The sequence below is a fragment of the Streptomyces sp. BPTC-684 genome (genome assembly GCF_030028635.1).
Lineage (GTDB): Bacteria > Actinomycetota > Actinomycetes > Streptomycetales > Streptomycetaceae > Streptomyces > Streptomyces noboritoensis.
In genome coordinates this window covers 937,810-950,000 of record NZ_CP124863.1, presented here as the reverse complement: position 1 = coordinate 950,000, position 12,191 = coordinate 937,810, and the positions used below count along the sequence as shown (strand labels likewise).

The 12,191-nt window shown below is 67.5% G+C and carries 3 protein-coding genes, 1 tRNA gene and 2 rRNA genes (1 of these 6 running past the window's edge); 5 read left to right on the top strand and 1 reads right to left on the bottom strand.

What is annotated here, in order from left to right:
* The 4 genes from QIY60_RS04110 to QIY60_RS04095 all read left to right on the top strand — a co-directional run.
* Window positions 1–2,263 (top strand): 23S ribosomal RNA (locus QIY60_RS04110) (it extends 862 nt beyond the left edge of the window).
* 77 nt (window positions 2,264–2,340) lie between these two features.
* Window positions 2,341–2,457: ribosomal RNA gene (gene rrf / locus QIY60_RS04105) — 5S ribosomal RNA — on the top strand.
* Between the two features lie 98 nt (window positions 2,458–2,555).
* Window positions 2,556–3,233: a DegT/DnrJ/EryC1/StrS family aminotransferase gene (locus QIY60_RS04100; RefSeq protein ID WP_283141184.1), complete on the top strand. Its 678-nt coding sequence runs from the start codon at window positions 2,556–2,558 to the stop codon at window positions 3,231–3,233.
* 112 nt (window positions 3,234–3,345) lie between these two features.
* Window positions 3,346–3,418 (top strand) — tRNA-Thr (locus tag QIY60_RS04095).
* Window positions 3,419–3,532: 114 nt separating this feature from the next.
* Here QIY60_RS04095 and QIY60_RS04090 read toward each other — a convergent pair.
* Window positions 3,533–6,151 carry a SpoIIE family protein phosphatase gene (locus QIY60_RS04090; RefSeq protein WP_349253897.1) on the bottom strand — a complete coding sequence of 873 codons (2,619 nt, stop codon included), beginning with the start codon at window positions 6,149–6,151 and terminating at the stop codon, window positions 3,533–3,535.
* 382 nt (window positions 6,152–6,533) lie between these two features.
* Between QIY60_RS04090 and QIY60_RS04085 the strand changes: the two genes are divergently transcribed.
* Window positions 6,534–11,996: a HAMP domain-containing protein gene (locus QIY60_RS04085; RefSeq protein ID WP_283141182.1), complete on the top strand. Its 5,463-nt coding sequence runs from the start codon at window positions 6,534–6,536 to the stop codon at window positions 11,994–11,996.
* The last annotated feature ends 195 nt before the right edge of the window (window positions 11,997–12,191 follow it).

Sequence of the window (12,191 nt, the reverse complement as noted above, 5' to 3'; positions counted from 1 at the left end):
GGGATGACCTGTGGTTAGGGGTGAAAGGCCAATCAAACTCCGTGATAGCTGGTTCTCCCCGAAATGCATTTAGGTGCAGCGTCGTGTGTTTCTTGCCGGAGGTAGAGCACTGGATAGGCGATGGGCCCTACCGGGTTACTGACCTTAGCCAAACTCCGAATGCCGGTAAGTGAGAGCGCGGCAGTGAGACTGTGGGGGATAAGCTCCATGGTCGAGAGGGAAACAGCCCAGAGCATCGACTAAGGCCCCTAAGCGTACGCTAAGTGGGAAAGGATGTGGAGTCGCAGAGACAACCAGGAGGTTGGCTTAGAAGCAGCCACCCTTGAAAGAGTGCGTAATAGCTCACTGGTCAAGTGATTCCGCGCCGACAATGTAGCGGGGCTCAAGCGTACCGCCGAAGTCGTGTCATTGCGATATATACCCCCAACGGGGATCGTGATGGGTAGGGGAGCGTCGTGTGCCGGGTGAAGCCGCAGCGGAAGCTAGTGGTGGACGGTTCACGAGTGAGAATGCAGGCATGAGTAGCGATACACACGTGAGAAACGTGTGCGCCGATTGACTAAGGGTTCCTGGGTCAAGCTGATCTGCCCAGGGTAAGTCGGGACCTAAGGCGAGGCCGACAGGCGTAGTCGATGGACAACCGGTTGATATTCCGGTACCCGCTTTGAAACGCCCAATATCGAATCCATTAATGCTAAGGCCGTGAAGCCGTTCCGGACCCTTCGGGGAAAGGAAAGTGGTGGAGCCGTCGACCCGAGGTGGTAGTAGGTAAGCGATGGGGTGACGCAGGAAGGTAGTCCAGCCCGGGCGGTGGTTGTCCCGGGGTAAGGGTGTAGGCCGTGTGGTAGGCAAATCCGTCACACGTTAAGGCTGAGACCTGATGCCGAGCCGATTGTGGTGAAGTGGATGATCCTATGCTGTCGAGAAAAGCCTCTAGCGAGTTTCATGGCGGCCCGTACCCTAAACCGACTCAGGTGGTCAGGTAGAGAATACCGAGGCGTTCGGGTGAACTATGGTTAAGGAACTCGGCAAAATGCCCCCGTAACTTCGGGAGAAGGGGGGCCATCACCGGTGATCGGATTTACTCCGTGAGCTGGGGGTGGCCGCAGAGACCAGCGAGAAGCGACTGTTTACTAAAAACACAGGTCCGTGCGAAGCCGTAAGGCGATGTATACGGACTGACGCCTGCCCGGTGCTGGAACGTTAAGGGGACCGGTTAGCTCCATTTCGGTGGGGCGAAGCTGAGAACTTAAGCGCCAGTAAACGGCGGTGGTAACTATAACCATCCTAAGGTAGCGAAATTCCTTGTCGGGTAAGTTCCGACCTGCACGAATGGCGTAACGACTTCTCGACTGTCTCAACCATAGGCCCGGTGAAATTGCACTACGAGTAAAGATGCTCGTTTCGCGCAGCAGGACGGAAAGACCCCGGGACCTTTACTACAGTTTGATATTGGTGTTCGGTTCGGCTTGTGTAGGATAGGTGGGAGACTGTGAACTCTGGACGCCAGTTCAGGGGGAGTCGTCGTTGAAATACCACTCTGGTCGTGCTGGATGTCTAACCTGGGTCCGTGATCCGGATCAGGGACAGTGTCTGATGGGTAGTTTAACTGGGGCGGTTGCCTCCTAAAGAGTAACGGAGGCGCCCAAAGGTTCCCTCAGCCTGGTTGGCAATCAGGTGTTGAGTGTAAGTGCACAAGGGAGCTTGACTGTGAGACCGACGGGTCGAGCAGGGACGAAAGTCGGGACTAGTGATCCGGCGGTGGCTTGTGGAAGCGCCGTCGCTCAACGGATAAAAGGTACCCCGGGGATAACAGGCTGATCTTCCCCAAGAGTCCATATCGACGGGATGGTTTGGCACCTCGATGTCGGCTCGTCGCATCCTGGGGCTGGAGTCGGTCCCAAGGGTTGGGCTGTTCGCCCATTAAAGCGGTACGCGAGCTGGGTTTAGAACGTCGTGAGACAGTTCGGTCCCTATCCGCTGTGCGCGTAGGAGTCTTGAGAAGGGCTGTCCCTAGTACGAGAGGACCGGGACGGACGAACCTCTGGTGTGCCAGTTGTCCTGCCAAGGGCATGGCTGGTTGGCTACGTTCGGAAAGGATAACCGCTGAAAGCATCTAAGCGGGAAGCCTGCTTCGAGATGAGGGCTCCCACCACCTTCGAGTGGGTAAGGCTCCCAGTAGACGACTGGGTTGATAGGCCAGATGTGGAAGCCTCGTAAGGGGTGGAGCTGACTGGTACTAATAGGCCGAGGGCTTGTCCTCAGTTGCTCGCGTCCACTGTGTTAGTTCTGAAATAACGAACAGCTGTGTCTACACCAGCATCGTTAATTTCATAGTGTTTCGGTGGTCATAGCGTTAGGGAAACGCCCGGTTACATTCCGAACCCGGAAGCTAAGCCTTTCAGCGCCGATGGTACTGCAGGGGGGACCCTGTGGGAGAGTAGGACACCGCCGAACAAATTTTCAACGCGGGTTCCCGAGCTTCGGCTCGGGGACCCGCGTTTTTTTATGCCCGATCACCTGTTGTTCACATCGTGCGAGCACCATGCCCAGCTATGGGGATCATCGGAAAGCTGGAGTCCGCCGGCTTCGCGGCCGGGGACGAAGTGATCGTGCCGGCGTACGACGACGGTGCGGTGGCCCGGGCCGTGGTGGCGGCCGGAGCCCTGCCGGTGTTCGCCGACATAGACCCGGACACGTACTGCCTGGGCGTCGGGGGCATCGAGGCCGTCGTGACCTCGCGGACCGTCGGGCTCGTTCTCGTCCACCGCTTCGGGCACCCGGCCGACGCCGGGCAGTTCGGGCAACTCGCCGACCGGCTTGGGCTGTTGCTGGTGGAGAAGGACGAGGACGACGGCGCGGGCGGCGACGTCGTGCAACGCCGGGAGCGGGCCGGGTACTTGGACCGGCGGCTCGTCGGCGTACGGACGCCCGTACCGGCCGCCGGGCACGGGTACCAGCGCTATGTCGTACGGGTGCCCGGGAACGGACGGCCCGACCGGGACGCGTTCGCGCGGCTGCTGCGGCGGCGAGGGGTCGAGTGCGAGGTGCCCGTGGTCACGCCCGTACACCGGACGCGGGAGTTCAGGCGGGTCGGCTGTGTGCTGCCGCAGACCGAGCGGGCCGTGGACGAGACGCTCGCGCTGCCCCGCCTCGACGGGCTTTCCGACGCGGGCGTACGGAAGTTGGTCTCGGTCTGCAACGCGCTCGGGGGGCTCCTTCAGCCCGCGTGACGGGGGCACTGGGAAGGGCGCCGGAGGAACGGGCGAGCGTGGTTCGGACCACCGTCTGATTCAGGGTATGCTTTATCTCGTTGGTGAGGGGGAAACCCCGAAACAACAACCGGCCCCTATAGCTCAGTCGGTAGAGCGTCTCCATGGTAAGGAGAAGGTCTGCGGTTCGATTCCGCATGGGGGCTCAGCAGCAAGACGATGAAAGGCCCCGCCCAATTGGGCGGGGCCTTTCGCGTTCCTACGGCCAGCGGTTTCCGGTGGCCCCGGCCCTGTCGGTGGCCACCGGATGTCCGGCCCGCTCAGCGGCGGGGCTGTTCCGGGATGCGCATCGACAGGATCGCCATGTCGTCGGACGCGGGCTCGGCGGCGAAGCGTTCCACCGCGCGCAGGACGCGGGCCGCAACGGCGCCGGCGGTCAGGCCCGTACACGTGGCGAGGACGTCGGTCAGACCGTCGTCTCCCAGCATCCGGGTACCCTCGCGGCGCTCGGTGATGCCATCGGTCACACAGAGCAGGACGTCGCCCGGGTCCAGGGTGATCGTCTGCTCGTACAGCTCCAGGTCCTCCATGACGCCCAGCAGCGGCTGGGGTTCGGCGGCGGGCTCGACCGTGCCGTCCTGGCGCAGGCGCAGCGGGAGCGGATGGCCCGCGCAGACGACCTTGAGCACCGCGCTGCCGTCCTCCTGCGGCCACAACTCGCCGTACAGGAGCGTCAGGAAGCGGCTGCGGGCACCCTCGTCGAGGATCGCGGCGTTGAGGCGCTCCAGGACCGCCGGGCCGCCGAAGCCCTCGCGCGCGAGGAGGCGCAGGGCGTGCCGGGCCAGGCCGGTGACGGCCGCCGCCTCGGGGCCGGTGCCGCAGACGTCACCGATGGCGAAGCCGTACGCGCCGTCGCGGATCGGGAAGAGGTCGTAGAAGTCGCCGCCGACCTCGTTGCCTTCGCCGGCCGCGCGGTAGATGACCTCGACCTCGACGCCGGGGATCTGCGGGAGGCCGGGCGGCAGGAGACTGCGCTGGAGGGAGCGGCTGATGGCCATGCGCTCCGAGTAGAGGCGGGCGTTGTCGAGGGCGAGCGCGGCCCGGCGCGAGAGGTCTTCGGCCAGCTCCAGGATCTCCTGGCGGAAGTGGTCGTCGGAGGGCTTGCCGAGCGTGAGCATGCCGATGACGCGGTTGCGGGCGACCAGGGGCAGGACCACCGTTTCGCCGCCGACCGCGGCGGCCGTGGACAGCGTGGTGCCGAGGCCGCCGCCCAGGTGCGGGCTGGTGCCGCGGCCGATGTCGCGCATGGAGGTGCGCAGCGCGGCCTGGTGGGCCGCCTCGCCGGGGGCGGTCCAGACGCGGGCGCCCGGGGTGGGGACCGGCTCCGGCGGGTCGATCTTGGAGAGGAGCGCCTTGAGGCCGTCGATGCGCTCCTCGTCCTCGTGGAGGACATAGGACAAGTACGGGTCGGAGGCCTGGTCCGCGATCGTGTAGACGGCGCACCAGGTGGCGAGGGTGGGGACGGTCATCTGTGCCATCAGGGCCAACGTCTGGTCCCGGTCCAGGGTTCCCGCGAGCAGGTCCGAGGCTTCCACGAGGAAGCTCAGCGATCCCCGGCGCAGGCGTTCGAGCTCGCCCAGGCGTGCCGACTCGACGGCGAGCGCGATGCGGTCGGCGGCGAACTGGAGGCGCAACGCTTCTTCGTTGGAGTAGCGCCCGGCGGATTCGGCGGCGACGCCGAGGGAGCCGGTGAGGCGGCCCTCGACCTTGAGCGGGACGGTGACGACCGAGCGCATGCCGGAGCCGCCGAGGATCGGGACGGCGCCGGGGACGGCCTCGAGGTCCTCGTGGACGGCGGGCATCCTGGCCGAGCCGTAGCGGCCGGTGCCCGCTTCGACGGGCACGCGCGCGAAGCGCTGGCGGGCGGACGGGAGGCCGGTGGTGGCCCGGACCTCCAGTTCGGTCTCGTCGTCGGTGGCGAGCAGCAGGAACGCGGCGTCGCCGTCGAGCATGTCGCGGGCGCGCTCCACGGTCCGCTGGAGCAGTCCGTCCAGGTCGTCGGGGGCGGGGGTGCCGATGAAGACCTCGAACGGGTCGGCGCTGCGGCTCTCGCCCATGACCGCGGGGTCGGCGGGGGCCCGCACGGGGGTCTGCAGCACGGCCCGCTCGTCGTCGCGGACCAGCAGGCAGACGGTGGACGGCTCGCCATTGGTGTCGCGTACCCGAAGATGTGACGCGTACACGGGCAGGACGCGGCCGTCGGCGCCGCGGATGCCGTAGCTGCCCTCCCAGCGCGAGAGTTGCAGGGCCTCGACGATTCCGGTGGAGGTGCCGGGGGTGTGCGGCCAGGCCGCGAAGTCGGTGAGGGGCTTGCCGGTGACCTTCTCGGCCGGGTAGCCGAACAGCTCCTCGGCGTCCTCGTTCCAGGCGCGGACGGCGCCGGTGCGGTCGATCTGGATGACCGCGACGCGGACCCGGCCGTCGGTGACGGGCAGCAGCTCCACGGGCAGGGCCGGTCCGGCCGAGCGGGTGCCCACCCGGCGGGCGGGGAGGTCGAGTTGGAACCAGACGTGCTTGCGGGTGGGGGTGTACTCGACGCCCCAGCGGGAGGCGATCGCGGCGCACAGCAGGAGGCCGCGGCCGTTCTCGCGGTCGGGTCCGGCGACCTCGGCCGGGGAGGCGTGGAGCGGAACCTCCCGTTCGGGGTAGTGGTCGGCGACCTCGACCCGGACGCCGTCCTCGGAGCGCAGGCACAGCACGTCGGCGGCGGTGCCCGCGTGGACGACCGCGTTGGTGACGAGCTCACTGGTGAGGACGACGGCGTCGTCGACGACGTCCGCGTACCCCCAGCCCTGGAGGGTGTCGCGGACGAAGGCGCGGGCGGTCGCCACGGACCGCCCGACGGGTTCGAAGCTGGCTGCCGCCCGCGCGGTGATCACAGAACTCCTCGTACACGTCTCGACGCCCGGTTTCCCCGGCCGGGGTCCGGGAAGGTGCCCCCCGGGAATCAACACTCCCATGTGCGGCCCGCCCCCTCCGGTGTCCCGTGGTCGTCCTTGTGGCGCCCGCTGCACCCCGGGCTCAAGAGGAGCAGGGGGCGCTCCCGCCTTCGGACGGACCGGGGCGGTTGGACAGCCGGAAGCCAGGTTACTTACCTTCACTGTCCTAGCGGATGCCGGTCACCAGTGTTTCCGCCCTCCGAGGGCGGGGACGGTATGCGAAGCTGCCGAACTGTTATGGCCGGGTTCGGCCATGGTGAAACACTGGGAAGGCTTCGAAGAAAGCCCGACGAGGGCGGTCGACCCCTGCGGGAGGGACACGGTGGAGTCTGGCGTGGCGGCGCGTGGCAAGAGCACGCGCGCGAAGGGCGGACGGTCCCGCGGCAAGGGGACGACCGAGGTGGACACCGCTGCGCTGCAGCGGCTGCTCGCCGCACTGGCGTCGATGCGGGACGGCAACTTCCGCAAGCGGCTGACCGTCTCCGGGGACGGGGTGATGGCCGAGATCGCCGCCGTGTTCAACGAGGTCGCCGACCGCAATCTCCATCTGACCGGCGAGATCGCCCGGGTGCGGCGGATGGTGGGGCGGGAGGGGAAGCTGACCGAGCGGCTGGAGAACGGGGCCTGCGAGGGCTCCTGGGCGGCCGCGATCGACGCCTCCAACGCGCTGGTGGACGATCTGGCCAGGCCGGTCTCCGAGGTCAGCAGGGTGCTGTCGGCGGTCGCCGAGGGCGATCTGGAACAGCGCATGGACCTGCGCTCGCACGGGGTGGACAACGCCGAGCGGCCGCTGCGCGGCGAGTTCCTCAAAGTGGGGCGAACCGTCAACAACCTGGTCGACCAGCTGTCGGCGTTCACCGACGAGGTGACGAGGGTCGCACTGGAGGTCGGTACCGAGGGCAAGCTCGGCGGCCAGGCGCAGGTGCGTGGAATGTCCGGTTCGTGGAAGGACCTCACGGATTCGGTGAACACGATGGCGTACCGGCTGACCGCCCAGGTACGTGACATCGCTCTCGTGACGACGGCGGTCGCCAAGGGCGATCTGTCGCGCAAGGTGACCGTGCACGTCGCCGGCGAGATGCTCCAGCTGAAGAACACCGTGAACACGATGGTCGACCAGCTCTCCTCGTTCTCCTCGGAGGTGACGCGGGTCGCACGCGAGGTGGGTACCGAGGGCGAGCTCGGCGGCCAGGCGCAGGTGCCGGGCGTCGCGGGCGTGTGGAAGGACCTGACGGATTCCGTCAACCTGATGGCGGGCAACCTCACCGCCCAGGTGCGCGGGATCGCCCAGGTGACGACGGCGGTCGCCAACGGCGACCTGTCGCAGAAGGTGACCGTCAACGCGCGCGGGGAGGTCGCCCAGCTCGCCGAGACGATCAACCAGATGACCGAGACGCTGCGGACGTTCGCCGACGAGGTGACCCGGGTCGCCAACGAGGTCGGCGCCGAGGGCCTGCTGGGCGGGCAGGCGCAGGTGCCGGGCGCGGCGGGCACCTGGAAGGACCTGACCGACTCGGTCAACACGGTCTTCCGCAATCTGACGACGCAGGTGCGGGACATCGCGCAGGTGACCACGGCGGTCGCCAACGGCGACATGACCCAGAAGGTCACGGTCGACGTCGCGGGCGAGATGCTGGAGCTGAAGAACACCGTCAACACGATGGTGGACCAGCTCCAGTCGTTCGGTTCCGAAGTGACCCGGGTGGCCCGGGAGGTCGGTGTCGAGGGGCGCCTGGGCGGGCAGGCCGAGGTGCCGGGCGCGGCCGGCACGTGGAAGGACCTGACGGACTCCGTCAACAACGCGTTCCGCAACCTCACCGGTCAGGTGCGCAACATCGCGCAGGTGACGACGGCGGTCGCCAACGGCGACCTGTCGCAGAAGGTCACGGTGGACGTCTCCGGCGAGATGCTGGAGCTGAAGAACACCGTCAACACGATGGTCGATCAGCTGGCGTCGTTCTCCGCCCAGTTGACGCGGATGGCGCAGGACGTGGGCACGGAGGGCCGGCTCGGCGGCCAGGCCCGGGTGGACGGCGTCCTGGGCACCTGGAAGGAACTCACCGACTCCGTCAACTTCATGGCGGGCAACCTCACCTCCCAGGTGCGCCAGATCGCCCAGGTGACCACGGCGGTGGCGCGCGGTGATCTGTCGCAGAAGATCGACGTGGACGCGCGCGGCGAGATCCTGGAGCTCAAGAACACCATCAACAACATGGTCGACCAGCTGTCCGGCTTCGCCGAGCAGGTCACCAGGGTCGCGCGCGAGGTGGGCACCGACGGCCGCCTCGGCGGCCAGGCGCAGGTGCCGGGCGTGGCCGGGGTGTGGCGCGATCTGACCGACTCGGTGAACGGCATGGCGGGCAACCTCACCGCCCAGGTCCGCAACATCGCCCAGGTCGCCACGGCGGTGGCGCGCGGCGATCTGTCGCAGAAGATCGACGTGGACGCGCGCGGCGAGATCCTGGAGCTCAAGAACGTCCTGAACACGATGGTCGACCAGCTCTCGAACTTCGCGGAGCAGGTGACCCGGGTGGCCCGCGAGGTGGGCACCGAGGGCATCCTGGGCGGCCAGGCCGAGGTGCAGGGCGTCTCGGGCACCTGGAAGGACCTCACCCAGTCCGTCAACTTCATGGCCAACAACCTGACGTTCCAGGTGCGCAACATCGCCGAGGTGACGACGGCGGTCGCCAAGGGCGACCTCTCGAAGAAGATCACCGTCGACGCCAAGGGCGAGATCCTGGAGCTGGTGACGACCGTCAACACGATGGTCGACCAGCTCTCCAACTTCGCGGACGAGGTCACCAGGGTCGCGCGCGAGGTGGGCACCGAGGGCATCCTCGGCGGTCAGGCCCGGGTGCGCGGGGTCACCGGCATCTGGAAGGACCTCAGCGACAACGTCAACCTGATGGCCGCGAACCTCACCTACCAGGTGCGCAACATCGCCCGGGTCTCGACGGCCGTCGCCAACGGCGACCTCACCAAGAAGGTGACGGTCGAGGCGCGCGGCGAGGTCGCGGACCTCGCCGACACCGTCAACACGATGGTGACGACCCTGTCGTCCTTCGCCGACCAGGTCACCAGGGTCGCGCGCGAGGTGGGCACCGACGGCATCCTCGGCGGCCAGGCCCGCGTCCCCGGCGTCTCCGGTACGTGGAAGGACCTCACCGAATCGGTGAACTCCATGGCCGACAACCTCACCGGCCAGGTGCGCCAGATCGCCACCGTCACCACCGCCATCGCCAAGGGCGATCTCACCAAGAAGATCGACATCGACGCGCGCGGTGAGATCCAGGAGCTGAAGAACACCATCAACACGATGGTCGACCAGCTCTCCTCGTTCGCCGTGGAGGTCACCAGGGTCGCCCGCGAGGTGGGCACCGAGGGCCAGCTCGGCGGCCACGCGCGCGTACGTGACGTCGACGGCACCTGGCGCGACCTCACCGAGTCCGTGAACGAGATGGCCGGGAACCTGACCCGGCAGGTGCGCGCCATCGCGGCCGTCGCCACCGCGGTGACCCGCGGCGACCTCAACCTGAAGATCGACGTGGACGCGGCGGGCGAGATCCAGGCCCTCCAGGACAACATCAACACGATGATCGCCAACCTGCGCGACACCACGGTCGCCAACAAGGAGCAGGACTGGCTCAAGGGCAACCTCGCCCGCATCTCCGGCCTGATGCAGGGCCGCCGCGACCTGGACGACGTCGCCTCCCTGATCATGACCGAGCTGACACCGGTGGTCTCGGCCCAGCACGGCGCGTTCTTCCTCGCGCTGCCGACCGGTGGCTCCACCGAGGTCGGCGGGGACGAGGACAGCCCGTACGAGCTGAAGATGCGCGGGAGTTACGGGTACTCGGCGGGCTCGATGCCCACCTCGTTCCGGCCCGGCGAGACGCTCATCGGCACGGCGGCGGAGGAGAAGCGCACGATCCTGGTGGAGAACGTGCCGCCGGGCTATCTGAAGATCTCCTCCGGCCTCGGGGAGGCGCCGCCCGCGCACGTGATCGTGCTGCCGGTGCTCTTCGAGGGCAAGGTCCTCGGCGTGATCGAACTGGCGTCGTTCCAGCCGTTCACCCACATCCAGAAGGACTTCCTCAACCAGATCGCGGAGATGATCGCGACCAGCGTCAACACGATCAGCGTCAACTCCAAGACCGAGGTGCTGCTCAAGCAGTCGCAGGAGCTCACCGAGCAGCTGCGCGAGCGGTCGGCGGAGCTGGAGAACCGGCAGAAGGCCCTGCAGGAGTCCAACGCGGAGCTGGAGGAGAAGGCCGAGCTGCTCGCCCAGCAGAACCGTGACATCGAGGTGAAGAACACCGAGATCGAGGAGGCCCGCCAGGTCCTGGAGGAGCGCGCCGAACAGCTCGCGGTCTCGATGCGCTACAAGTCCGAGTTCCTGGCGAACATGTCGCACGAGCTGCGCACGCCCCTCAACTCGCTGCTGATCCTCGCCAAGTTGCTCGCCGACAACGCGGAGGGCAACCTCTCGCCGAAGCAGGTCGAGTTCGCGGAAACGATCCATGGTGCGGGTTCGGACCTGCTCCAGCTCATCAACGACATCCTCGACCTGTCCAAGGTCGAGGCGGGCAAGATGGACGTCAGCCCGACCCGGATCGCCCTGGTGCAGCTCGTCGACTACGTGGAGGCGACGTTCAGGCCGCTCACCGCGGAGAAGGGGCTCGACTTCTCCGTACGGGTCTCGCCGGAGCTTCCGGCGACGCTGCACACCGATGAGCAGCGGCTGCTCCAGGTGCTGCGTAACCTGCTGTCGAACGCGGTGAAGTTCACCGACAGCGGCGCCGTCGAGCTGGTGATCAGGCCCGCCCACGCCGACGTGCCGCACGCGATCCGCGAACAGCTCCTGGAGGCGGGCTCGCTGCGCGACGCGGACGCCGATCTGATCGCGTTCTCGGTCACCGACACCGGCATCGGCATCGCGGCCAGCAAGATGCGGGTCATCTTCGAGGCGTTCAAGCAGGCCGACGGCACGACCAGCCGCAAGTACGGCGGCACCGGCCTCGGCCTGTCCATCAGCCGCGAGATCGCCCGGCTGCTCGGCGGCGAGATCCACGCGGCGAGCGAGCCCGGGCGCGGCTCCACCTTCACGCTCTATCTGCCGCTGCACCCCAGCGAGTTGCCGCCGCAGGGCTACCCGCAGCTGCCGCCCGGCGGCGAGAAGGCCGCCGACGGCGCCCCGGCCGACGGCGCACGGCAGGACCTCGTCCCGCACGAGACGGCGGCGCTCGCGCCGGGCGAGAGCCAGCCGGGGGCGGCCGGGCTGTTCCGGCGCCGCCGCAAGGCGCTCTCCGCGGAGCCCGCGCCCACGCTGCCCGGGCAGCCGGGGGAGGCGCAGCAGGAGTCCTGGGCCGCCCAGGAGCCGGAGCGCGCGCCCGCGCGCACCTTCCACTTCGGCGGCGAGAAGGTCCTGATCGTCGACGACGACGTACGGAACGTCTTCGCGCTCACCAGCGTCCTGGAGCAGCACGGCCTGTCGGTGCTGTACGCGGAGAACGGCCGCGAGGGGATCGAGGTCCTGGAGCAGCACGAGGACACGGCCGTCGTGCTGATGGACATCATGATGCCGGAGATGGACGGGTACGCCACGACGTCGGCGATCCGTCGGATGCCGCAGTTCGCGGGGCTGCCCATCATCGCGCTCACCGCGAAGGCGATGAAGGGCGACCGGGAGAAGGCCATCGAGTCCGGCGCGTCCGACTACGTCACCAAGCCGGTCGATCCCGACCATCTGCTCTCGGTGATGGAGCAGTGGATGCGCGGGAAGTGATCGATGGCCGCACGGTTCACCGCGAGTTGCTGACTGACTGTGGCCGAAGGCGTGTGAGACGGCGGTATTCGGGGAACCTTCTGGTCTCCCACTACGTTTCTGCTACGTGCACAGTGACATCGCGGTGACAGGGTGTGGCGACAGGCGGGGTGCGGCTACCATGACCGGCACAAGGACGGGCGGCGCAAGGGAGTC